Annotated in this window: 18 protein-coding genes and 1 pseudogene; 5 read left to right on the top strand and 14 right to left on the bottom strand. The window is 70.4% G+C overall.

Annotated features, from left to right (window positions below):
* Positions 1-112: 112 nt before the first annotated feature.
* From FHS29_RS19260 to FHS29_RS19250, 3 genes are read right to left on the bottom strand one after another with little or no spacing between them, the layout of a single operon-like run.
* Positions 113-358, bottom strand: coding sequence for an acyl carrier protein (locus FHS29_RS19260; RefSeq protein ID WP_184692218.1), 246 nt, complete (start codon positions 356-358; stop codon positions 113-115).
* Positions 351-2,030 (bottom strand): fatty acyl-AMP ligase, encoded by a 1,680-nt coding sequence (locus tag FHS29_RS19255; protein ID WP_184692216.1) that lies wholly within the window; start codon positions 2,028-2,030, stop codon positions 351-353. Before FHS29_RS19255 ends, FHS29_RS19260 begins: the two co-directional genes overlap by 8 nt.
* Positions 2,027-3,085: an SDR family oxidoreductase gene (locus FHS29_RS19250; protein ID WP_246440464.1), complete on the bottom strand. Its 1,059-nt coding sequence runs from the start codon at positions 3,083-3,085 to the stop codon at positions 2,027-2,029. Before FHS29_RS19250 ends, FHS29_RS19255 begins: the two co-directional genes overlap by 4 nt.
* Positions 3,086-3,168: 83 nt before the next feature.
* Between FHS29_RS19250 and FHS29_RS38180 the strand changes: the two genes are divergently transcribed.
* Positions 3,169-3,726, top strand: coding sequence for an EF-hand domain-containing protein (locus tag FHS29_RS38180; protein WP_184692212.1), 558 nt, complete (start codon positions 3,169-3,171; stop codon positions 3,724-3,726).
* 298 nt (positions 3,727-4,024) lie between these two features.
* Here the strand turns inward: FHS29_RS38180 and FHS29_RS19240 are convergent, their stop codons facing one another.
* Entirely contained in the window at positions 4,025-5,359 is a 1,335-nt protein-coding gene (locus tag FHS29_RS19240) for a GAF domain-containing protein (protein WP_184692210.1), read from the bottom strand.
* A 79-nt stretch (positions 5,360-5,438) separates the two neighbouring features.
* Here FHS29_RS19240 and FHS29_RS19235 point away from each other — a divergent pair, with 79 nt between their 5' ends.
* Positions 5,439-6,944: an MFS transporter gene (locus FHS29_RS19235; protein WP_312864986.1), complete on the top strand. Its 1,506-nt coding sequence runs from the start codon at positions 5,439-5,441 to the stop codon at positions 6,942-6,944.
* Here the strand turns inward: FHS29_RS19235 and FHS29_RS19230 are convergent, their stop codons facing one another.
* The 7 genes from FHS29_RS19230 to FHS29_RS19200 are packed head-to-tail and all read right to left on the bottom strand — an operon-like array spanning position 6,945 to position 16,734.
* Positions 6,945-8,333 carry a UDP-glucose dehydrogenase family protein gene (locus tag FHS29_RS19230; RefSeq protein WP_184692208.1) on the bottom strand — a complete coding sequence of 463 codons (1,389 nt, stop codon included), beginning with the start codon at positions 8,331-8,333 and terminating at the stop codon, positions 6,945-6,947. It abuts the gene before it with no gap.
* A 14-nt stretch (positions 8,334-8,347) separates the two neighbouring features.
* Complete coding sequence (gene asnB, locus FHS29_RS19225; protein WP_184692207.1) at positions 8,348-10,210, bottom strand: asparagine synthase (glutamine-hydrolyzing); 1,863 nt, start codon at positions 10,208-10,210, stop codon at positions 8,348-8,350.
* Between the two features lie 58 nt (positions 10,211-10,268).
* Positions 10,269-11,249, bottom strand: coding sequence for a hypothetical protein (locus FHS29_RS19220; protein ID WP_184692206.1), 981 nt, complete (start codon positions 11,247-11,249; stop codon positions 10,269-10,271).
* 30 nt (positions 11,250-11,279) lie between these two features.
* Positions 11,280-12,518 carry an FAD-dependent oxidoreductase gene (locus tag FHS29_RS19215; protein ID WP_184692205.1) on the bottom strand — a complete coding sequence of 413 codons (1,239 nt, stop codon included), beginning with the start codon at positions 12,516-12,518 and terminating at the stop codon, positions 11,280-11,282.
* A 52-nt stretch (positions 12,519-12,570) separates the two neighbouring features.
* A complete protein-coding gene (gene ispH / locus FHS29_RS19210) occupies positions 12,571-13,836 on the bottom strand; it encodes a 4-hydroxy-3-methylbut-2-enyl diphosphate reductase (protein WP_246440462.1) in 1,266 nt (421 codons plus the stop codon).
* Positions 13,833-14,930: a flavodoxin-dependent (E)-4-hydroxy-3-methylbut-2-enyl-diphosphate synthase gene (gene ispG / locus FHS29_RS19205; RefSeq protein WP_184692204.1), complete on the bottom strand. Its 1,098-nt coding sequence runs from the start codon at positions 14,928-14,930 to the stop codon at positions 13,833-13,835. The genes ispH and ispG overlap by 4 nt, the downstream gene beginning before the upstream one ends.
* 4 nt (positions 14,931-14,934) lie before the next feature.
* Complete coding sequence (locus FHS29_RS19200) at positions 14,935-16,734, bottom strand: 1-deoxy-D-xylulose-5-phosphate synthase (RefSeq protein ID WP_184692202.1); 1,800 nt, start codon at positions 16,732-16,734, stop codon at positions 14,935-14,937.
* Positions 16,735-17,246: 512 nt separating this feature from the next.
* On the opposite strand from FHS29_RS19200, the gene FHS29_RS37725 reads away from it, so the two are divergent.
* From FHS29_RS37725 to FHS29_RS38170, 3 genes and pseudogenes are all read left to right on the top strand, one after another.
* Positions 17,247-17,375, top strand: coding sequence for a hypothetical protein (locus FHS29_RS37725; RefSeq protein WP_281391618.1), 129 nt, complete (start codon positions 17,247-17,249; stop codon positions 17,373-17,375).
* A gap of 648 nt (positions 17,376-18,023) precedes the next feature.
* Positions 18,024-18,278 (top strand): annotated as a pseudogene (locus FHS29_RS38670) (AfsR/SARP family transcriptional regulator); the annotation flags it as partial.
* A gap of 1,649 nt (positions 18,279-19,927) precedes the next feature.
* Positions 19,928-20,203 (top strand): tetratricopeptide repeat protein, encoded by a 276-nt coding sequence (locus tag FHS29_RS38170; protein WP_312864985.1) that lies wholly within the window; start codon positions 19,928-19,930, stop codon positions 20,201-20,203.
* Here the strand turns inward: FHS29_RS38170 and FHS29_RS19190 are convergent, their stop codons facing one another.
* From FHS29_RS19190 to FHS29_RS38165, 3 genes are all read right to left on the bottom strand, one after another.
* Positions 20,204-20,389 (bottom strand): hypothetical protein, encoded by a 186-nt coding sequence (locus FHS29_RS19190; protein ID WP_184692200.1) that lies wholly within the window; start codon positions 20,387-20,389, stop codon positions 20,204-20,206.
* A 247-nt stretch (positions 20,390-20,636) separates the two neighbouring features.
* The gene (locus FHS29_RS19185; protein ID WP_184692391.1) at positions 20,637-21,692 is read right to left on the bottom strand and encodes a tetratricopeptide repeat protein; all 1,056 of its coding nucleotides are present in this window, start codon (positions 21,690-21,692) and stop codon (positions 20,637-20,639) included.
* Positions 21,689-22,729: an AAA family ATPase gene (locus FHS29_RS38165; RefSeq protein ID WP_221456227.1), complete on the bottom strand. Its 1,041-nt coding sequence runs from the start codon at positions 22,727-22,729 to the stop codon at positions 21,689-21,691. Before FHS29_RS38165 ends, FHS29_RS19185 begins: the two co-directional genes overlap by 4 nt.
* Between the last annotated feature and the right edge of the window lie 48 nt (positions 22,730-22,777).

The following is a 22,777-nucleotide window of genomic DNA, read 5'->3' as shown; positions in this document are numbered from 1 at the left end:
TCGCAGCGGGTTCACCCGGTAATCGGCTACATGGGCTGATTCGCTGATCGGCGGTTAGTGGAACCGGGACGGGGCCGGCCATCGCACGGTGGCCGGCCCGCCCTGCTCGGGCTCACGTCCGGTCGATTTGCGGGGCGAGGTGCGTCACGATGGTGTCGATGGTCGGGAAGTCCCAGGCCAGCGTGGGTTCCACGAGGACGCCCCAGCGTTCTTCGATGTCGACGCACAACCCCATGGCGTGCACGGAGTCGAAGCCGAGCGAGCGCAGCGCCACCTCGGTACCGACCTGCGACGGCGGCAGCTCCAGGTATCCGGCCACGGCGTCCACGAGCCAGGCTCTCAACGACTCGTCAGACATGGGTTTCCTCCGACGCTGTGACGATGGCGGCGACCGCTGGGGTCAGCACGCTGTGCAGCGCCGATAGCCCACCGTCGAGGAACAGTTCGCGCATGTGCCCTCGGCGCACCTTGCCGCTCGTGGTGTGGCAGACCGTGCTCGGCCGGACGACGACGATGCTGACGGCCACGCCGAACTGCTTCGCTATGGCGTCGAGCACGGCATCGGCGAACTCGCCGGCGTCTGCCTGCGAGGCGCGGCGCAGTTCCTGCACCAGCACGACGTGCTCGCCGGAATCGGCGTCGCGCACGCCGAAGGCAGCGCCTCGGCCCGCGTCCGGACGCGCCCCCCGCGCCGAGAACTCGATGTCCTGCGGATACAGGTTCCGGCCGCGGACGATGATGAGTTCCTTGAGCCGTCCGGTGACGTAGAGCTGTCCGTCGAGGAGGAACCCGAGATCACCGGTGCGCAGCCACCGGCCGTCCGGGCCGGTGACGAACGTGGCGCGCGTCGCGGCGGGGTCGCCGTGGTAGCCCGCGGCCAGGCTGGGCCCGGCCACCCTGATCTCGCCGATCGTTCCGTCGCCCACCTCGACGCCCGTGGCCGGGTCGACGACCCGCACCCGCATGTCGCCCGGCTCGCCGCACCCGACCAGCGGCACACCGTCGGCGGCCGACGTGGGCACGACCTCGCCGGCCGCCAGCGACGCCGGGGTGAACGAGCGGACGGTCGGTCCGAGGCCACGTGAGGTGCAGGTGACCACCAGGGTGGACTCGGCGAGCCCGTACCCCGGGCTCAGCGCGGTGCGCCGGAACCCGACGGATGCGAACCTGTCGGCGAACGCGTCCAGCGTGGCGATCCGGATCGGCTCGGCCCCGCTGACCGCCATCGTCAGGCAGGACAGGTCGAGTCCGTCGAGTTCCGCGTCGCCGACCCGGCGGGTCGTCCACGCGTAGCCGAAGTCGGGGGACACGGTCCAGTCCACCCGGTGATCGCTGATCGCGCGCAGCCAGCGGATCGGACGGGCGACCACCGCCTCCGGTGAGAGCAGGACCAAGTCGGCTTCCGCGTGCAGGGCCTGCAACTGGAGCCCGACGAGTCCCATGTCGTGGTGGTGCGGCAGCCAGCCGCCGATCCGCCGGACGGGGACGTCGCCGCTGATCTTCCCGAACAGCTCCAGGTTGTGCGTCAGGCTGCCGTGGGTGACCTCGACGCCGCGCGGCCGGCTGGTCGACCCGGAGGTGTACTGGAGGTAGGCGACGGTGTCGGCGTCCACCTCCGGTGGCTCCCAGGAGTCGGGGGCGGCGGTCTCGTCGAAGGTGCGCGCCGACAGGCCGCTCAGCACGGTCACGTGCGCCTCGTCGGTGAGCACCAGCCGCGCTCCCGAGTCCTCGATCAGGCGGTCCACCCGGTCCACTCGCGAGGCGCCCGACAGGGGCAGCGGCGCGGGCACCGCCACGGCACCCGCGTAGAGGCAGCCGAGGAACGCGACGAGGAAGTCCAGTCCGGCGGGGTAGAGCAGCAGCACCGGTCTGCCCGCCATCCCGGATCCGGTCAGCCGGCACGCCACGGCCCTGGCCTTCCGGTCGAGTTCCAGATGGGTCAGTTCGGCGGCCGGCCGCCCGTCGGGGAGGTGGGTGACCTTCCGGTCGGAGCGCGGGTGGGCGCGGAAGCGGGTGACGAAGTCCGTCATTCGGGGAGCCCCTCGCGGACGTACCAGGAGATGAGCAGGTCGAGGATTCGAGGCGTGACGGGTGGCGGCTCGGCGTCCTGGTGGGACTCGAACTCGTACTCGTAGCGGAGGTAGGGGGAGGTGAACTTGCACCGCATGTTGACGATCGCCTCGAACCTTCCGAAGGGCTCGGCTTCGACGTCCGCGGCGGTGACGGCGACCAGTTCGACGGGCAGGTGGGCGGAGATCGCGGCGAACAGGTCGGTCACCGGCACCGCGACCGAGGGCACGAGGTGCCGCACCGGCCGGTCCAGCGGACCGCCCGCCAGCGCCAGCATCCGGTCCACGGTGCCGTCCACGGGTGTCAGGTGCAGAGCCGCCCTCGGGTGGCAGACGAAGCGGACGCGTTCGCCGGGGGTGCGTCTCGCGAACAGCGCGATGACCCTGAGGAAGTCGTAGATGCCGAGGTCGGACAGCGCCCGACCGGTGCCGGAATGGCCGACCATGACGCCCAGTCGGGTGACCAGCACGTCGCCCTTCCGAGCTAATCCGGTCTGCGAGAGTTCCACCTCAGCCGATCTTTTGGAGTGCTCGTAGTCATTTCTGAACTCGGACGGGTGGCCGTATTCAGGCCATTGCTCGAACGCTCTACCGTGAGTGGTCCCGTGTTGGTAGGCCGTGCTGACGTGGACATACCGGGAACCGGGTTTCGCGTGCCTGGCGAACGCGGCGGCGGTGTTGGCCGAGCCGACCACGTTGACGGCGTGCAACTCGGCCTCGCGACGCGGGAAGAACGTGATGAGGGCAGCGCTGTGCCAATAAGTGCAAGGCTCGGCGAACACGTCGGACACCGATGTGCCCAGCTCGGGTTCGGCCAGCGAGAACGCTCTGACCTGCACCTTCTTTACCATGTCGGGGTCCAGGTGCAGCGTGGCCAGGGCGTCGGAAACTTTTCTCCGGACGACTTCCTCGCTGGCGCGCGCCAAAGCGACCACCGAGTCACCGCGCGCCACGAGTGCGCCGATGAGATGGGAGGCCACAAATCCGTTTGCCCCGTCTACCACATGATTAGCCATCCAGCAACCTTCGCGTGGTCGCATGGTGGACAGTAGCGTTCACGCCGCCAGGGTAATGCACTTCGGAGAAAGGGTCGCACCTCGTGCTCAACGAACTGCTGAAGCGAAAACTCGCACACCTCTTCGCCCTGCTGGACGTGGACGACGACGGCACCATCGACAGGATGGATTACACGGCTTCCGCCGACCGGCTCGTCACCGCGTTCGGGTACGCGCCGGGCTCGCCGGAGAGCGAACTCGTCCGCGACCGCTACAACAGGTTGTGGGAGGCGGTCACCCTCCCGATGGACACCGACGGGGACGAGCGCGTCGACGTCGAGGAGTACTCCTCGGGCATGGACCGGTTCGTGACCACGTCCGAGGAGGGCTACCGCACCCACATCGCACCGGTCGCCGACGCCTTCTACGACCTGATGGACGTCGACGGCGACGGCCGGATCACCCGGACCGAGTACGTGCGCATGGCGGCCAGCGCCTTCCGCCTGTCCGAGGACGCCGGCAACGCCGCGTTCGACAAGCTCGACCTGGACGGCAACGGCTCGCTCGACCGCGCCGAACTGCACGCCGCCAACGAGCAGTTCTTCCGCAGCACGGAGGAGAACGCCAAGGGGAACTGGATCTTCGGGCCGATCGCGGCCTGACCCCGACCTGTCCGGGTGTGCACCGCGATCAGCCGCACCCGGCAGGATCAGGCCATCAGCTCACGTAGTTCTCGGCCGGCGGCCCGGCGAGCTGACGGCATGCCGAGGTCGTCATGGGACTCGCACGGGCCGGACCTGGTGCCCGGCCCGTGGCGGGATGTGGGTCGGTTCGGGTAGGTCGGCGGGGGAACGAGTCGTCCGCCGGGACGGGGCCGGATGTCGCGGCCGAACGTGACCGGCAGGTCGAGCGGGATGCCGGGCCGTGGAGGGCGAACCCGGCACCGTCAAGCTGGGGTGTTCACCCGGTGCGGGGACGTTCGACCTGTCGTGCTCGGGCGGGCCGGCGGTTGAGGTAGGCGGCCAGGCCGCCGAGTTCTTCGTTGGCGATGAACGCCGACCGCACGTTGAGGATTGCTTCCTCGGCGTGGGCGTGGCAGCCCCATGCCGAGTCGCCCCAGGAGTCGGCGACCTTGAGCTCGGCCGGTGCGGTGCACCCGTCGGCGCTGCCGAGCCGGCACTGCTCGGGGTGTGGCACTGCGGCCTGCGCAGCGGCGGCAGCGCGCATCCGGTCGGCCAGTTCCGCGGCGGCTTCGGCGCGCTCCTCGGCTTCGGCACGCAGTTTCTGCTCCGTGCGCATCGCCTTGGCCAGCTCGTCACGGGCCGCTTCGGCGCGGGTTTCGGCGTCTCGCCGAGCCTGCTCGCCGTGGTGGCGTTCGATGGCCAGGGCCGCGGTGCCGGCGAAGACCCGGGCCAGGGCGAGGTCGGAGTCCTGCGGGGCGCGCGGAACCCGGTGGTACATGGCGAAGGTGCCCAGCAGGCTCCCGTCGCGGGCCACGATCGGCGTGGACCAACAGGCGGCCAGGTCGGCCCGGCCGGCCAGCTCCCGGAAGTCGTCCCAGAACGGGTCGGTGGCGATGTCGGTCACGATGACGGGCTCCCGCCGATGGGCGGCCGTGCCGCACGAGCCGACGCCCTCTCCGGTGGCGATCCCGTCGATGGCCTGGTTGTAGAAGTCGGGCAGGCTGGGCGCGGCCCCGTGGCGCAGGTGCCGGGCGTCTGGATCGGCGAGCAGGACGGAGACGAGCACCTCCTCCGGTGTGAGGTTCTCGATGCAGCGGGCCATCCCGTCGAGGACCTCGGTCAGGGGTGCCTGCCGGGCGATCTGCTCCAGCAGGACCCGGTGTTCGGTCATCAGCCGCTGGGCGTGCTTGACCTGGGTCGTCTCGACGCCGATCACCGAGATCCCGACGACGTCGCCCTCCGCGTCGCGACGCGGCTCATAGGTGAAGTCGAAGAACGCCTCCCGCGCGTGCGGGCCGGTGTCGAGCACGACCCGCACATCGCGGCCGGTGTAGGGCTCACCGGAGCGGTAGACCCGGTCGAGCAGGGCGATGAAGCCTTGACCGACCAATTCGGGCACCAGCTCCACCAGGGGGACGCCGGTACGCGCCCGGTGTTCGCCGATGGTGGCGAAGAACGCCGGGTTCGCCGTCTCCACCACGTGCGCCGGCCCTGCCAGCGACGCGAACACGGCGATGGACTGCCCGAACAGGACCCGCAGGTCCTCCTCGGCCGCCTGCCCGGCGCCTGCGGGAACCGCGGAGAGGGGGTGCTGACCTGGTGCCGCCGTCATGGGTTGATCCGTTCCTCGTCCGTGGGACTCAATCGTAATATCGGGATCACGTCTCGATGCGACGGCCCGCCCCTGCGGCATGGATCGGCCAGGGCGTGTCCTGTGGATCATGGGACGGGGCATACCGAACGACGGTGCGGGGTACTACGGACGGGTGTCGGCATCCTCTTCGGCGGGGGGCAGGTCGCGGGCCGCGGTCGGTCTGACCGCGCTCTGCGCTGCGCATTTCCTGACCGGTGCGGACGGTCTGGCCGTGGCGATCGCGCTGCCGAATCTGCAGGAAGGCCTGGGGGCGACCACGATCGACGCGCAATGGGCCCTCACCGCCTATGGCGTGACCTTCGGTGGTGTCCTGCTGCTCGGCGGACGCCTCGGCGACCTGTACGGGCGCCGGCGACTGCTCGTGTGCGGAATGGCGGTGTTCGCCGCCGGCTCGCTGCTGGCCGGGTTGGCGCCCGCACTGCCGGTACTGATCGCTGCCCGGGCATTGCAGGGACTCGGCGCGGCTGCCGCCGTTCCCACGGCACTCGCGCTGATCGGAAGCCTGTACTCGCCCGGCCCGGCACGTACCCGGGCCCTGTCCCTGCTCACCGCCATGTCCGCGGTGGGCATCATCAGCGGACTGCTGCTCGGCGGCACGATCACCGACCTGCTGGGCTGGCGCTGGGTCTTCCTGCTGATGACGGCACCTGCCGTCGTCGCCGCTGTCGCCGCCCCGCGCACCCTGCCCGAAGCTCGCGCCGACGAACCTCCCGCCCGGTCCGACGTGGGCGGGGCCGTGCTCGTCAGCGCGGGTCTGATGGCCGTCCTGTTCGGGTTCACCGGCATGGAGCACGACGGGATCGCGGCGGTCCGCACGGTCGCGCCGCTCACGGTCGGCGTGCTGTTGCTCGTCGCGTTCGTCATGTGGGAACGGCGGGCGCCACAACCGCTCATGCGCCTCGGAATCCTGCGCGTGCGCAGCCTGCGCGCCGCGTCCTTGGCGGTGGGCGCCAACGCCCTCGCCTTCACGTCGATCGTCTACCTCGAGACGCTGTACCTGCGGAACGCGCTGGGCTACGGCGCGCTGGAGGCCGGCTTGGCGCTGCTTCCGCTCAACGTCGCCGCGCTTCTCATCTCCGTGACCGCCGCCAGGCCCCTTTCCCGCCGTTCCCCACGGGCGGCATTGTCGGTGTTCTTCGCACTGATCGTCGCCGCGCTGCTCTGGCTCGCCCGCGCGCCGTCCCCGGCGGCCTACCTGAGCGACATCCTGGCGCCCCTGATCGTGCTCGGTGTCGCGGTGCCCAGCATTTACATCATCGCCATCCACGAGGCGGTGGCCGATATCGATCCCGACGAAAGAGGCCTGGCCTCCGGCGTGTTCGAGACGTCCAACCATGTGTTCGGCGGCGCGATAGGCATCGCCGTCTACGCCACCGTCCTCGCCATGACGACCGACAACGCGCACGACGCGGGCGGCTATCGTGCCGCCTTCCTCGCCGCGATCCTGCTGGTCGCCCCACTCGGGCTGGTCGCGGTACTCCAGGCACGCCGGAAGCGCGCGGTCACCGCTCGGCCGGTGCCGAGCGGCGACCGACGACGCTGATCAAGGCAGGCTCCGAGCGGGCCCGGCGCCGGGCCGTCCGGCGGGAACGGCCGGCGAGTCCCCGCGGTGGACGAACTCCGCTTCCGCCGAGACGCGACCGAAGCCGCGGTAGCGCCCGCCCGCGACCGCGATCTTCTCCGGTACCAGGCAGTTCTTGGCGTCGACGACCGCGCGGGGCTGCTCCAGCAGCGGCACCAACGCCGTCCAGTCCGCGTTCACCAACTCCGGGTACTCGGTGAGCACGACCGTGACGTGCGCGCCGCGGACGGCCGCCACGAACGACTCCTGCCAGTGCACCTGGTCGTCCACCACTCCCTGCGCCTGTGCCGCCGACCGCCCGATCAGCGGATCCCACACCCGGACCTCCAGTCCCGCTGACAGCAGCTCGGGGATGACGTCCCTGCTCGGAGCCGCGCGCAGGTCGTCGCTGTGCGGCTCGTAGGCCAGGCCGAGCACCGCCACCCGGGGTCGGCGCACTCCCGAAACGGCCTCGCACACCCGGCGGACCAGTTCGCCACGTTGCTCCTGGTTCACTCGCCGAGTCGCCTCGACCAGCGGCATCGCGAACCCGTGGGCGTCCGCACAGCGCAGCAGGGCATCCACGTCCTTGGGCAGGCAGGAGTCCCCGTAGCCGATCCCGGGGCGCCAGAACAGGCGGCCGATGCGGGTGTCGTGCGACATGCCCTCGATGACGTCGTCGACCTGCGCGCCGACCGCTTCACAGGCTCTGGCCATCTCGTTGGCGAAACTGATACGGGTGGCCAGGTAGGCGTTGCTCATGTACTTGATCATTTCCGCGCCGGTCGGGCTGGTCACCACCCACGGGGACATGCACCCGGCGAACAACTCGCGCACCGCGGGGACGAGCTCCCGGTTCCAGAGCCCGGCGACCACGCGGTCGGGTTCCCGCCAGTCCTGTATCGCCGTGCCCTGGTTGAGGAACTCCGGGTTGTGCACGTACCGGTCCCGCATCAGTGGCGCCAGCCCTGGACGCGCCAGCCAGGCGGCGCTCGTCCCGGGCGGTATCGACGTCTTCGTGACGATCAGCTCCGGTACCGGGGAGAGCGACGCGACCTGCGCCAGCGCGTTCTCGACCTGCCGGAGGTCGGCCGCGCCTCCCGGTCCCGGCGGGGAACCCACCGCGATCACCACGGCGTCCAGACGTCCCTCGACATCCAGGAGCGACCCTCGGAAGACCAATCCGCACTCGTCGACCGCACGGCTGAACAACTCTTCGAGGCCCGGTTCGTACACGGGCACGCGGCCGGCGGCCAGCACGGCGAGGCGACAGCCATCCTGCTCGACACCGATCACCTGGTGTCCGTCGACCGCGAGGCCGGTGGCCGCGGTGATACCCACATAGCCCTGTCCCATCACTGCGACTCGCAAAGTTCCTCCATCCATCAGTTCCGACCAAGCGGCGGACCAGCCGGCGCCCCGGGCAGGTCGCCGTCCCGAGCCATCGCACGACACCAGTTCTCGAGCACCAGTGCCTTGTAAGAGAGCGAGGAGCCGCTTCCGGCGGGCCGCGGGCCGTGAGACAAGAGCTCGGCCGCCTCACCCCGCAGGATGCCGTGACCGACCAGGAAGCCGTCGACGAGGGTGTGTCCGTAATGGACGAACAACGCCTCGTGCCAGTCGGCGATCGGGGCCTCGAAAGGACGTTTCGGCCGGTTCAGCACCTCGTCCGGCAGCAGCCCGACGGCCGCCGCCCGCAGCCAACCCTTCGGCAGCTCGCCGTGGTCGGGCCGTGCCTTCCGCAGACCCATCACCAACTCGACGAACCGGTGGTCGACCAGGGGCACCCGCAGTTCCACCGAGTGCGACATGGCGAGTCGATCCCCCTGTGCCAGGCCGTTTTCCAAGAGGTACGACCCACAGATGAGCTGGGTGATCTCCAGGTCCAACCGGGGCCACGGCAGCGCACGGGTCGTGACCAGATGAGCGCGGCCCGGATCGAGCAGGCGGGTGAACCCGTGGTGGTAGAGCCGACCCAGCTCGCGCTTGGCCTGCCGGAAGTCGATGTTGCGGTCGTAGAAGGAAAGCCGGGCCTGTGGCGGTGCCTCGGCGGAGAGGCGCGGCGAGGCGGGTCCGGCCAGGCGCTGCCGGCGTTCGGCCCGCCGCATCGACTGGTCCAGGGCTTCCCGGACCCAGGAGTAACCCCAGAAGAGCTCATCGCTGCCCTGGCCCTGGAACAGCACGGGCACGCCGCACTCCCTGGCCAGTCCGGCCACCGCGGAGTAGCCGAAGGCGGATACGTCGGCGATGGGGTCGTCGGCCGCGCGGACCACGTCCGGGAACGCCGCGACCACATCCGCTTTGTCCAACTCGACCTGGTGCCAGGGGATGCCCAGCCAGTCGGCTATCGACTGCGCCTGGGTCCGCTCGTCGTTCACCGGCCTTCCCGTGTAGCCCACGGTGAAGGCATGGACGTCGCCGCCGCGCGCACGGGCAACGAGCGCCGCGACCAGAGCCGAGTCGATGCCACCGCTCAGCGCGACGCCGACCGGGACGTCGGCCTGGCTCACGAGCGGCGCGAAGCTGTCCAGCTCGCGGCGCAGGACCCGCGCCGGATCGTCGTCCACCGCGTCGGCGTCCATCGTCCAGTACTTCCGCTGGGTCACGACGCCACGATCGACGTCGTAGACGAGCAGGTGCGCCGGAGGCAGCTTCACCACCCCGCGCACGGGGGTCATCGGATCCGAGACGTACTGCTGGTGGAAGTACTGGTCGACCGCATCGGCGTCGAGGGCGAACGGTACCCGGCGGCTCGCGAGCACCGCCTTGAGTTCGGACGCGAACAGCAGCGACCCTGGCTCGAAGTGCAGGTACAGGGGCTTCTCGCCCATCCGGTCGCGGGCGAGGACCAGGTGCCGCCGGTGCTCGTCCCACAATGCCAGCGCGAACATCCCCCGCAGGTGCTCGATGCAGTTCTCGCCGAACTCCTCGTACAGGTGGACGATCACCTCGCAGTCGCTTGCCGTGGCGAACTGATGGCCCTTCGCCAGCAACATCGCGCGCAGCTCTGCGTGGTTGTAGATCTCGCCGTTCGCGACGAGCACGACCGAGCGGTCCTCCGAGTAGAGCGGCTGGCTTCCCCCCTGCGTGTCGACGATGGCCAGCCGGCGGCTTGCCATCACGACGTGCGCGGCCGCGAACGTGCCGTCCTCGTCCGGACCCCGGTGCCGCAACGCACCGTGCATCCTCTCCACGACTCCGGCGTCCACCTGCGCCTGGCGACTGACCACCCCGCTGATCCCGCACATCGGCGATCCCTCCGATCATCTGATCACGTAACCCGCCGTTCCGGCCGGACAAGACAGCTCAGCGCGACCTGCCCGACAGGGCGGCATCCGTTGCTCTGACTTGCCGGGAGGCGGCAGGCGCGGTGTCCGGGACGGGCTCGGGAAAGCGCAGCGGCTTACTGGTGCTGTGGTAGTGCAGGCGTAGGTCGACCAGTCGGGCCAGCGGCGCACGGGGCAGCAGTTTCGGCACTATGGACGGGAGTTGCGGGCTGAACGGCACGATCGGCGGGAGAGCGGCGGCGAACAGGGTCAGGGTCTTGCGGTCTGCGTTCGCGATGTCCCGACGTAGTGCGCGAAGCATGTCGTCGCCATGCCGCCTCAAGTGGTGTTCTGCCGCCTGAGGACCGTAGATCCAGTTGGCGAGCCGGTAGACGTTGAAGGCACCGTCCTCGAGGTCCTCCTCGTAGCTGGCCAGGTCGGTGCTGATCTCGTCGTGGGCACTCAGTTGTCCGAGGAGCGCGAAGAACTCCTCGTCAGGCTGGATGCCGGCCAGCCGGAACCCGATCCGAACGAGCATGTTGATGCCCGAACAGCGGATGTAGCAGGTGCGCGGTATGAGGTCCGGGTGCAGCGGCGTCCGCCCGGCCAGGATGTCCGTCTCCAGTTCGAGGTAGTCGACGAGCCGGGCAAGAGCGGACACGATCCCCCGGTCGTCGAGCTGGTAGGCCCGGAGGATCTCCTCGATGCCCTCCCGCCACCTGGGGTCCACGGCGGTGCCCTCGGTCTGGGCGTTCTCGTACTCGAAGTCGCCGACGTAGACGAGTGCCTCGATGTGGAACAGCACGGGAGCCAGCGCATCGAGCACGTGCCGCTTGACGCCGGCTCGTGCCAGGACCCGCATGCACCAGACCGTGCACGCACCCGCCTTGAGCTGGTGCCGCAAGTCGATGGTGGTGCGGTTCCAACGCCTCGGCACGTCGGTGCCGAGCACGGCCTTCACTCTGGCACGCGTTCTGACCTCGTCGCGCAGCGCGCCGCCACGGTAGAATTCGTGTTCCATCAAGCACCTCCGCGTGCGTCAGCGCCCGAACTAGGCGAGCGCGAGGATCCGGTCCCTGGCGGACTGGGAGAACAGTTCCGCCGCTACGTTGTCGGGACCGACGAGTGGGGCGATCTGGGGACCGGCGAGCTCCGGATCGCTCTCCCAGATGGCGTTGTAAGCGCGCCGGCGAGCCGCACCGGCAGGGGTGAACGTGGCGACCAGATCGGTCTTCACCTGAGCGGTCGTCCGCAGCCGGCGCAGTCGTTCCGCCCGCTCCTCCCCGTAGCCGGTGAAGGCCGCAGGCGACCAGTCCGACTCGCCGCGCAGGATGTCGGTCACGGTCCGCACGTCGCGCAGGGCAAGGGACAGGCCCTGGCCGATGATCGGATCGCTCCAGCCGGCGGCGTCCCCGATCAGCACCACCCCGGGTGCGTAGGGCTGGTCGGTCCAGCCGTCGTTCATCGGGTGGAACGCGCACGGCCGCACCGGCCGGGCGGCGCCGAACATCTCGCTGCCGGGGATGCAGCGGAACCGGAAGGCGGTCAGGAACCGCTCGTTCCGGTCCGGGCCCGCGAAACGGCCCTTCTGCGCGATGTCGTGCAGCAGGTACAGCCGCGCCCGTCCGTTCGCTCGCGGCAGGACGTAGTAGTGCAGGTCGGCTTCCGTGCCCTCCGACAGCTGATCGGCCGGCCAGTCGTGCAGGTCGTCGACCAGCAACCCACCACACATGGTGCGCGGCGCGGACTGGTGCAGTGTGATGCCGAGCCGGCTGCGCACCGTGGACGTCCGCCCGTCCGCGCCCACGACGAGTCGGCAGCGCAGCTCGTGGACTCGGTCGTCGTGCGCATAGCGGACCACCGGAACGTCGCCTGGCGTGACCTCGACGCTGCCGATGCCGCGGACCACGGTGGCACCGGCCGCTGTGGCGGCTCGGGACAACGCCTCGCACGCTTCCGGGTGCCCGACATCCAGGTTGCCCGCCACACCGGGCACCATCCGGTCCAGCCGGACAGCGGCTGCCTCGGCCGCCACCGGCTCGGTCAACTCGTCGTAGGACACGCCGCGCTTCACGTAGCAGCCGCCAGCGTCCAACAGCGGTTCCGCCAAGCCGAGCCGGTGCAGTTCCGCCACACCCCAGGGGGGCATCACCTCGCCCCGCACTTTGTCCCGGTACGCGGTCTGGCGTTCGAGCACGACGACTCGGTAGCCCTCTCGCGCCAGCACGGTCGCCAGCGACGAGCCGGCTATCCCACCGCCGACCACCACCACCTCGGCCGACTCACCCATGTTCCTGTTCCTCCATCCATCGAGCCGTCGCGCTCGGGACGTGTGGTGCTTCTCAGCGCAGCGCGGCGGGCAGGCTGAAGACGATGTCCTCGCGCGCGACGCGTACCTCGTCGATGTCGACCTGACCGAGCGTGCGCAGGGCTTCCACCACGCGTTCGACGAGCGGTTCCGGTGTCGACGCAGCCGCGGTGAGGCCGATCCTGAAAATGTTGTGCAGCAGGGCGGGATCCAGTTCGGTCGCGTCCTCGACGAGCACCGCCGGTGCACCCGACCTCGTCGCGACCTCGACCAGCCGGTTGGCATTGGACGAGGTGCGTGAGCCGACCACGAGCACCAGGTCCGACTGGGCCGCGACCGCCCGAACCGCCTGCTGACGGTTGGTGGTGGCGTAGCAGATGTCCTCCCCGCGTGGCCCTTTCGCGTCGGGGTAGCGGCTGCGCAGCGCGGTCACGATCTCTTCGACCTCGTCACTCGCCAGCGTGGTCTGGGTCAGGAACGCGACGTTGTGCGGGTCGTCGACCTGGAGACGAGCGACGTCCTCGACCGTCTCGACGAGGTGCATGGCGTCGGGCGCCTCGCCGAGGGTGCCTTCGCTCTCCTCGTGCCCGGCGTGGCCGATGTAGGCGATCGTCCGGCCCTGCCGCACGTGCCCGCGGGCCTCGGAGTGCACCTTGGCGACCAGCGGGCACGTCGCGTCGATCGTGACCAGGTCCCTCTCGGCCGCCGCGGCACGCACAGCCGGGGACACACCGTGTGCGGAGAACACGACCACCGCGCCTTTCGGCACCTCGTCGACGGAGTCGACGAACACCGCGCCCCGCTTCGTGAGGTCGGCGACGATGTGCTCGTTGTGCACGATCTGCTTGCGCACGTACACCGGTGATCCGAAGCGGAGCAACGCCAGCTCGACGATCTCGACGGCACGGTCCACGCCGGCACACGCCGACCGGGGGCTCGCCAGCAGGACTTCGCGGTTCGCGTGCGCGCCGCACCACCGCGCGACCGCGTCGGCGATCCGCTCGCCGTCCCGGTGGCCCAGGTCGGGCAGGATGATCGTGGGCACCGCTGTGTCGGCATGGGGTTCCGGTGCGGCCGGCACGCCCGTGGCGCGCAGCGCCGCGACCAGGAGTTCGGCCGCAGCGCCGTCGGCCGCGACCACGGGTGTCGTGGACGGCGCGTGCCGCAGGGCGAGTGCCGGCCTATCCCCCGGGCTCGGGGAAACCATCTCGTGGAGCAAGCGGCGGGTGGTGCCCGGCAGGTGTTCGGCGATGGACGCGGCGACGGCGGATTCGTCGCTGTAGAGCAGAAGACCCGTCATGACTGGCTCACCTCGTCGGCGAGGCGCATGGCCTCCTCGATGAGGGTTTCCACGATCTGGTGCTCGGGCACGGTCTTGATGACCTGGCCCTTGACGAAGATCTGGCCCTTGCCGTTGCCCGAGGCGACACCGAGGTCGGCTTCGCGGGCCTCGCCCGGCCCGTTGACCACGCAGCCCATCACCGCCACCCGCAGCGGCACCTCCATGCCCTCCAGGCCGGCCGTGACCTGCTCCGCGAGCGTGTACACGTCCACCTGGGCACGGCCGCACGACGGGCAGGACACGATCTCCAGCTTGCGGGGCCGCAGGTTGAGCGACTGCAGGATCTGGTGCCCGACCTTGACCTCCTCCACCGGAGGAGCCGACAACGACACCCGGATCGTGTCCCCGATGCCCTGCCGCAACAGTGCCCCGAACGCCACCGCCGACTTGATCGTGCCCTGGAACGCCGGCCCCGCCTCGGTCACCCCCAGGTGCAGCGGGTAGTCGCACCGCTCGGCGAGGATCTCGTAGGCCCGGACCATCACCACCGGATCGTTGTGCTTCACACTGATCTTCAGGTCGTGGAAGTCGTGCTCGGCGAACAACGACGCCTCCCACAACGCCGACTCCGCCAACGCCTCCGGGGTCGCCCTGCCGTACTTCGCCATCAACCGCGGATCCAACGAACCGGCGTTCACCCCGATCCTGATGGGGGTTCCGTGGTCGCGCGCCGCCGCCGCGATCTCCCGCACCTTGTCGTCGAAGCGCTTGATGTTGCCCGGGTTGACCCGCACCGCCGCACACCCGGCCTCGATCGCCGCGAACACGTACTTCGGCTGGAAGTGGATGTCCGCGACCACCGGGATCTGCGACTTTGTCGCGATCGCGGACAGGGCGTCCGCGTCGTCCTGCGACGGGCACGCCACCCGCACGATGTCACACCCCGCCGCCGTCAACTCCGCGATCTGCTGCAACGTCGCATTCACATCCGCAGTGACCGTGGTCGTCATCGACTGCACCGACACCGGGAACCCACTGCCGACCCCGACCGACCCGACCATCAACTGCCTGGTCCTGCGCCGCTCGGACACCACAGGCGCTGCCATGGTCATCTCTTCACCTCCCCGTGCTGAACGGTTGCTCGCCGAGGTGCCCGCACAGCGACGCGTGAGCCGCGTCGGCAATCGCGGCGCCCGTCAACCCGAGGTCGGCGAGCAGTTTCCGACGGTTGCCGTGCGGCTGGAACGCGGCCTCGACAGCGAGCGTGCGGACAGGGGTCCGCACCCGCAGGTCGCTGAGCAGTTGCAGGAACGCGGTGCCGACGCCCCCGGTGCGGGTGTTGTCCTCGACCGACAGCGCGACGCGGTGCTGTGCCGCGATGTCCGCGACCGCCGGCGGAAGCGGGTGGACCCATCTCGGGTCGACGACCGTCACGGTGATCCCGCCGGCCTCCAGTTCCATCGCGGCAGCCAGGCATTCGGTCGCCATGGCCCCGACGGCGAGGATCAACACGTCTCGCGGGGTGGTCGGGTGCGCCTCCCCGTGGAGGACGTCGAGGCCATCGCAGGCGGAAGCCGCCAGGTCCTCGGGCAACTCCCCCTTCGGGAAGCGGATCGCGGTGGGGCCGCCGGCGGTCTCTAGGCAGCGCCGCAGCGCCCGCCGCAGCGTGGCCCCGTCGCGGGGGGCGCTGATCTGCATGTTCGGCACTATCCGGAGCAACGACAAGTCCCACATCCCGTGGTGGCTCGGGCCGTCCTCCCCGGTGATGCCGGAGCGGTCCAGCACGAACGTCACCGGGCACTCGTGCAACCCGCAGTCCAGCAGCAGTTGGTCGAAGGCGCGGTTGAGGAACGTCGAGTAGATCGGCACCACCGGCCGCAGACCCGCCATGGCCATCGCCGCGCTCGACGTGACCGCGTGCTGCTCGGCCAGGCCCACGTCGAACACCCGATCCGGGTACCTCTCGGCGAACCGGCCGAGGCCGACCGGGTGCAGCATGGCCGCGGTGACGGCGACGATGTCCGGTCGTTCCTCGGCGATGTCCAGCAACTCCTCTTCGAACGCCTGCGTCCAGGTGCCACGGCTCGGTGCGGTGGCCGGCTCCGCCCGCCGCGGCGGCACCGCGTGCAGGTGGTCGACCTCGTCGGTCTCCGCGGGCCGGTAGCCGAGTCCCTTGGTGGTCCGGCAGTGGACGAGCACCGGTCCACCCGCTTGCTTGGCCAGCTCGAAAGCCTCTTCCAGTGCCACCAGGTCGTGGCCGTCGACCGGACCCACGCATCGCAGGCCCAGCTGTTCGAACAGACCCGAGCCGCCGTCGTCGTCGTGCAGCCGGTGGCTGACCACACCCACCGTCGGGCTGTAGGAACGACCGTTGTCGTTCAGCACGACGATGACCTTGCGCTGGGCATCGCCGATGTTGTTCAACGCCTCCCAGGCCATGCCACCGGTCAGGGAGCCGTCGCCGATGACCGCGATGACATGGCTGTCCTCGTTGTGCCGCAACGCATTGGCCTTGGCGAAGCCGTCGGCGTAGGACAGCGCGGTCGACGCGTGGGAGTTCTCGACGAGGTCGTGGTCGGACTCCTTCCGGCTGGGGTAGCCCGACATCCCCCCGGCCACCCGCAGCCGCCTGAAGTCCGGCGAGCGCCCGGTGACCACCTTGTGCACGTACGCCTGGTGTCCGGTGTCCCAGATGATCCGATCGGCGGGCGACGAGAAGGTCCGGTGGAGTGCGAGGGTCAGTTCCACAACACCGAGGTTGGATCCGAGATGCCCCCCGGAGACGACCACGTTCTCCACGAGGAACGCGCGGACGGCGTCGGCGAACCGGCATAACTCCCGGTGGCTCAGCGCTTTCACATCCGCCGGATTAATGCCGTCACCCTCCCGCAGGCGCGCCGCGAACTGATCCTCCATCGATACCTCCCACGACGAACAACGGGCGACCCGCAGACATGAGCCACCGGTCAGCGGATTAACGCGCACTTCGGTGCACCACGAGGAAGGTTTCCCGCAAACCGAGTCGACCGACAGGTCACCCCGTCCAGCCAAGGCAATTCATTGATGTCGACCTCGGACACCCCCGGCGCCCCCTATCCCCGCCGAACGTAGCAAAAGCAGAAAGGGGCCGCAACCGAACCGGACGATCAAGCGAGGTCGCCGAATTCATCAATTTGACCCATGCCCGAGGCAGTGACGTCACAGTGGGTACCCCCAGGGCGCCACTCCGGTCAGCCCCGTGGACTACCACATGAGGACCCCTCGAGGGCCGACAAGCAGACGGTGACCGCTCCTGGGCGGAAAAATCTTGATATGAGAGCCCGGGAACCGCCGGAGGACGCCGGCTTGCTGAGCTGTGTTTACCGATCTTCACATCGGCTACCCAGCGCGGTCGGGAATGTCGCGTCGACGACCGGGAGGAGGGGATCATGGAAACAATCGAGGCAGGCCGACCGCGCGCGGGCGACGACGCCGAACGGGCAGGCCGGAACCAGGACCTCGCGGACGCGAACCCGACCAGCGAGGAATTCGCCGGCGGCTGCACCGCCACAGCGTGATACTGCGGCCGAATTGGTTGTCCCGCCGGACTTCTGCCGGGTTCCCACCGCCCGGACGTTGCCATCGCCGGGGCCTACCGCATCCACATCGAGCCCGGTCTGAGCCTGTGCTTCACCCGGTGCGCGGACAATCGCGACGTACGGTCGGCACGCCGCCGTTCGTGTGAACGCGCCGCGAATGGCTCAGTGTCGTCACGCCGGTGCGGTATCCCTCGTCACCGAGAGGTCGCCCAGGCCGTGCGAGGGAAGTTCATGACGGTGCAGTTCGGGCTCTTGGGGGAGGTCACCGCGTATGTCGACGGGAGCCCGGTCGATCTGGGACCGGTCAAACAGCGGTGCGTCCTCGCGGCGTTGGCCGTGGACTGCGGCCGGGTAGTCCCCCGTGATCGCTTGGCCGACCGGGTCTGGGGCCGGACGCCTCTCCCCGAACCCGCCGCACGCTCTACTCCTACATCTCCCGACTGCGACTGGCACTGGGCGGCGGCGCACGTGCGTCCATCGAACGTCGCGCGGGCAGCTACCTGCTCGGCGACCCCGACCTGGTGGACCTGCACCGGTTCCGCGCGCTGTGCGCCGGGGCACGCGCCTCGCGGGATCCGGCGCACACCGCCCGAGCGTTGACCGACGCCGTCGCTCTGTGGCGGGGCGCTGTCCGGGCTCGGCGGGGAGTGGGCCGCCGCGGAGCGGTCGAGGCTCGGACGCGAGCGCCGCGCCGCAGAGGACGACCTGGTCGACGCCCGCCTCGCGCTGGGGCACGGCGAAGACCTGGTGGCCGAACTGGCCTCGCGTGCCGAGGACAACCCGCTGGACGAGCGGGTGGCGGGCCAGTACCTGCAAGCGCTCTACCGCGCGGGTCGCGCCGCCGACGCCCTGGAGCACTACCGCGGGTTGCGCGCCCGGCTGGTCGAGGAGTTGGGCACCGACCCCGGCGAACCGCTGCGCGAACTGCACCACCGCATCCTGTCCGGCGACCCGGCGCTGGTGGTGACGGTGCGACCAGGCGCACAGCCGACCGGCCCGGTGCCGCGCCAACTGCCGCCCGCACCGGCGGGCTTCACCGGCCGCGCGGCGGAGCAGGCCGAGCTCACCACGGCCCTGGGCGGCGCGGACGGCGACATCGTCGCGGTCACCGCGGTGACCGGCGCGGGCGGCATCGGCAAGACGTGGCTCGCGCTGCACTGGGCGCACCGGCACGCCGACCGGTTCCCGGACGGCCAACTGTTCGTGGACCTCCAGGGTTTCAGCCCCAACGCGAGCCCGATGGACCCGTCGACGGCCCTGCGCGGCTTCCTGGGGGCGCTCGGCGTCGACCCGCGCGCGGTGCCGCCCGACGTGCACGCGCAGAGCGCCCTGTTCCGCAGTCTCGTGGCGGGCAGGCGGGTCTTGGTCGTCGTGGACAACGCTCGCAGTTCCGACCAGGTCGCGCCGCTGCTGCCGGGCAGCCCGACGTGTGCCATCGTGGTCACCAGCCGGGACAGGCCGGCCGAACTGCCCGCCCGGCACGGTGCCCGCCCGGTGCGCCTGGACGCGCTCTCCGCCGACGAGGCCCGCTCGGTGCTCACCCACCGCGTGGGAGCGGCACGGATCGACGCCGAACCGGAGGCCGTGCGCGAACTGCTGTCGTGGTGCGGCGGCTATCCGCTCGCGCTCGCCATCGTCGCCGGTCGCGCCACCGCGTACCCGGAATTCCCGCTGTCGGCGTTGGCGGGCGAACTGCGGGACGAGGCCACCCGGCTCGACGTGCTGGACGACGACAACGTCGGGATGAGCCTGCCCACCGTGCTGTCCTGGTCGCACCGGGCACTGAGCGCGCAGCAGGCCAGGGCGCTCGCGCTGCTCGGGCTCGCCCCGGGCCCCGACGTCGGCCTGCCCGTCGCCGCGAACCTGCTCGACCTGCCGGTGCCCACGACCCGCCAGGTGCTGCGCACCCTGGAAGACCTGCACCTGGTGGTGCAGCACGCGCCCGCCCGGTGGTCGATGCACGACCTCGTCAAGCTGTACGCGGCCGGCATCGCCGAGCAGGACACCGACGACACCGGGCAAGACGCGGCGCTGTGCCGCCTGGTCGACTTCTACCTGCACACCGCGCACCTGGCGGACCGCCTGCTGGAACCGCACCGCAGCCCCATCCACCTCGACCCGCCCACACCGGGTTGCCGCCCGCACCGGATCGCCGACGGGTCGTCGGCGCTCGCCTGGTTCTCGGCGGAGCACCCGAACCTGCTGGCCGCCCAGCAGTTGGCCGCCGAGCGCGGCCACGACACGCAGGCGTGGCAACTGGCCTGGGCGCTGGACGACTTCCACCACCGCGGCGGACGCCTGCACGACGCTGTCGCGGTGTGGCGGATCGGGCTGCGCGCCGTCGAACGCACCGGCGACCGCGCCGCCCTCGTCCTGGCGCACCGCCTGCTGGGCGGCACGGCCACCTACACCGGCCTGCACGAGGAGGCGATGACCCACCTTTCCCGCTCCCTGGAGCTCGCGGAGGAGGCCGGTGACCGGCTCGCCCGCGCACACACCCACCGCGTGCTGGCGCAGACGAGGCCGACGCGTTGGACAGCCTCGGGTTCATCGCCCACCACAGCGGCCGACCCACCGACGCGGTCGACTACTACCGGAGGGCGCTGGACCTGCAACGCCGCCGGCTCGACAGCTTCGAAGAGGCCGACACCCTGGACCGGATGGCCCGGGCGCACGTGGCACTGGGCGAGGTGCGCCGGGCGCGCGAGGTGTGGCGGCAGGCCGTAGAGCTGTACCGGGCGCAGCACCGCACCCAGGACGTGGAACGCGTGCTGCGCGGGCTCGACGACCTGGCCGCCGACCGCTGATCAGTCTGCCCTGAACCGTTTGCCGTCCCCCGGATCGGCTCGGGCGGTGGTCTGCGACTGGTCCACGACCGTGGTCGACGACTTCGACTCGACCGGCCACGCCTCCGTCGCCCGCGCCACCGCCCCGGTGGTCAGCGCCGCCGCGAACAACCCGGTCGCAGCCAGGTACCGCTTCCGACTCACCATGCAACTCCTCCTCGGCTCTCCGGATTCACCGACGAGGGTGCCGGACCGATGTGAAAAAAGTAGGAATCCGCAGAGCAACCAGCCACCACGGTCACCGCTCTGCGTCAGGACGGCCGAGCCACCAGGGGTGCCGGGCGGCCACGAGGACCAACCAGCACCAACGGAATGTCCGCTTCTGCTGACGAACGGACGTTCGGCACCCTCACGCTCATCGACGCTGTCGTTGTGCAGAACCGAGGATGGAGCTTCAACGTTTTTTCGTGTTGTCGAGGTTCGAGCGGATCACCCTGGTTCTGGGGTGGTCACGGCCGAGTACTCGTTCGCAATCGGCGAGGACAGCTTCGAACAGCGGGATCGCCCGACCCGGATCACCCGCCGACTCGTAGGTGGCGGCCAGGTTGTTCCGCGAGCCCAACGTGTCCGGATGGTCGAGGCCCAACACGCGTTCGCGGTCGGCGACGGCGGCTTCGAGCAGCGGGATCGCCCGCCCCAGATCACCAACCGCCCGATAGGCACCGGCCAGGTTGTTCCGCGCGTTCAACGTGTTCGGATGGTCGAGGCCCAGCACCCGCTCGTAGTCGGCCAGGGTGACTTCGAGCAGCGGGATCGCCCGCCGGAGATCACCCGCCGAGTCGTAAGCGCCGGCCAGGTTGTTGCGCGAGCCCAGCGTGTCCGGGTGGTCGATGCCCAACACCCGTTCACAGTCGGCGAGGGTGGCTTCGTACAGCGGGATCGCCCGCCCGAGATCACCCGCCGCGTGATAGGCGTAAGCCAGGTTGTTGCGCGAGATCAACGTGTGCGGGTGGTCGGGGCCCAGCACGCGTTCGCGGTCGGTGAGGGTGGCTTCGTGCAGCGGGATCGCACGTCCCAGGTCACCCACTGCGTGATAGGCGGCGGCCAGGTTGTTCCGTGAGGTCAGCGTGTCCCGGTGGTCGGGGCCGTTGAGGCGTTCGGTGCCGGCGGCGGCGCGGGCGTGGTAGGCGATGGCGGTCGCGAGGTCGCCTTGGCCTTCGAGGTAGCGGCCCAGCTCCGTGAGGAGCAGGCACGTCGCCGTGGTGTCGGTGTCCGGTGTGGTGTGGTCGAGCAGGGTCCGGGCGTGGGGAACGACCGTCCGGTAGGCCGGCCAGTCCCCGGGATTGAGCGGGTCACGTTCTGCCAGGGCCGTTGTCAGGGTGTTCGTGGCGGTGTCGCGGGCGGTGGTGATGTCCTCGGGCCGCCGGTGGGGGTCGGTCGGATCGGGGGTGCGGGTGACCGCCTGGACCAGCCGGTGCACCGTGACGGAGTCGGAGGTGAGGGTGATCATGTTGTAGGCGGCCAGCCTGCCCAGCGCCTCGGACAGATCCGGTTCCCCGACCACCCCTGCCGACAAGGCGCGAGGGATGCCGTCGGGGGCGTACCACGCCAACTGCCGCAGCACCCGCCCCGCCACCGGGGTGTCGGCCAGCCGGTCGAGGGTGACGTGCCAGACCCGCGCCATCGTGCGCTGCGCGTCACCGCCCTCCGCCGTCGCGGTGAACATCCGCACCGGGACCGCGCCAACAGATCCAGGTAAGTGGTGGGGGTGATGCGGTTCTGCGCGAGGTAGGCGCCCGCCTGCTCCACCGCCAACGGCAGCCACCCCAACTCCGCGCACAACCGGTCCCCACCGGCCAGGTCCGCGCCCGGCCATTCCGACCGCACGATCCGGGCCAGCAGATCCACCGCCTCGTCGGCCGGGAGCACGTCCAACCGCACCGTCTGCACACCCCGCCAGCCCGAACCCCGACGGCTGGTGATCACCACCGTGCCGGTCCGCACCCGCTCCAACAACCCCGCCACCTCACCAGGCGCGGTCACGTTGTCCAGCACCAGCAACCAGTCCTCGTGCGCGGCCAGCCACCGCACCCCCAACTCGACCCGCTGCTCCACCGGCAGAACCGCCGACTGCGGAGCCAACGCGGTCGCCAGATCGGCCACCCCGACCTCCAGCGCCGCAGGAGAATCCGCGGTGATCCACCACACCAAAGAGAACCGGGCGCCCTGCACCTCTGCGAACCGTGCCGCCAACGTGCTCTTCCCCACCCCTCCCAGACCGTGCACCGCCACCACCACAGCACGGCCACCCGACGACCCCGCCACCACCGCATCCAACCTGGCCAACTCGGCCCCACGGCCCACGAACGACCCAGGCACCACCGGGACACGACCCACCCACGACACAGCCGGCACCGACTCCATCACCGGCACCACCGGCGCACCCGCCACGGCGATCACATCACCCACGACCGTGACGTCCCCGCCGGCCTGCAACAGGTTCGACCCGTGCGACGCACCACCGGCCTGGCTCACCCCGCCCGGCACACACCCATCACCGGCACCGCCCACACCCACCCCACACCCGCACCGCCG

Origin of the sequence: Saccharothrix tamanrassetensis (assembly GCF_014203665.1) — a bacterium.
GTDB lineage: Bacteria > Actinomycetota > Actinomycetes > Mycobacteriales > Pseudonocardiaceae > Actinosynnema > Actinosynnema tamanrassetense.
The sequence above is the reverse complement of the archived record's forward strand: the minus strand, read 5'-3'. Positions and strand labels throughout refer to the sequence as shown.

Coding starts and splice junctions, on each gene's coding strand:
- FHS29_RS19220 (WP_184692206.1), bottom strand. CDS start 11,249: ATGGAACACGAATTCTACCGTGGCGGCGCGCTGCGCGACGAGGTCAGA.
- FHS29_RS19240 (WP_184692210.1), bottom strand. CDS start 5,359: ATGACGGCGGCACCAGGTCAGCACCCCCTCTCCGCGGTTCCCGCAGGC.
- FHS29_RS19255 (WP_184692216.1), bottom strand. CDS start 2,030: ATGACGGACTTCGTCACCCGCTTCCGCGCCCACCCGCGCTCCGACCGG.
- FHS29_RS19260 (WP_184692218.1), bottom strand. CDS start 358: ATGTCTGACGAGTCGTTGAGAGCCTGGCTCGTGGACGCCGTGGCCGGA.
- FHS29_RS19235 (WP_312864986.1), top strand. CDS start 5,439: ATGGATCGGCCAGGGCGTGTCCTGTGGATCATGGGACGGGGCATACCG.
- FHS29_RS19185 (WP_184692391.1), bottom strand. CDS start 21,692: ATGATCACCCTCACCTCCGACTCCGTCACGGTGCACCGGCTGGTCCAG.
- ispH (WP_246440462.1), bottom strand. CDS start 13,836: ATGACGGGTCTTCTGCTCTACAGCGACGAATCCGCCGTCGCCGCGTCC.
- ispG (WP_184692204.1), bottom strand. CDS start 14,930: ATGACCATGGCAGCGCCTGTGGTGTCCGAGCGGCGCAGGACCAGGCAG.
- FHS29_RS19215 (WP_184692205.1), bottom strand. CDS start 12,518: ATGGGTGAGTCGGCCGAGGTGGTGGTGGTCGGCGGTGGGATAGCCGGC.
- FHS29_RS19190 (WP_184692200.1), bottom strand. CDS start 20,389: ATGGTGAGTCGGAAGCGGTACCTGGCTGCGACCGGGTTGTTCGCGGCG.
- FHS29_RS19200 (WP_184692202.1), bottom strand. CDS start 16,734: ATGGAGGATCAGTTCGCGGCGCGCCTGCGGGAGGGTGACGGCATTAAT.
- asnB (WP_184692207.1), bottom strand. CDS start 10,210: ATGTGCGGGATCAGCGGGGTGGTCAGTCGCCAGGCGCAGGTGGACGCC.
- FHS29_RS19250 (WP_246440464.1), bottom strand. CDS start 3,085: ATGGCTAATCATGTGGTAGACGGGGCAAACGGATTTGTGGCCTCCCAT.
- FHS29_RS37725 (WP_281391618.1), top strand. CDS start 17,247: ATGGAAACAATCGAGGCAGGCCGACCGCGCGCGGGCGACGACGCCGAA.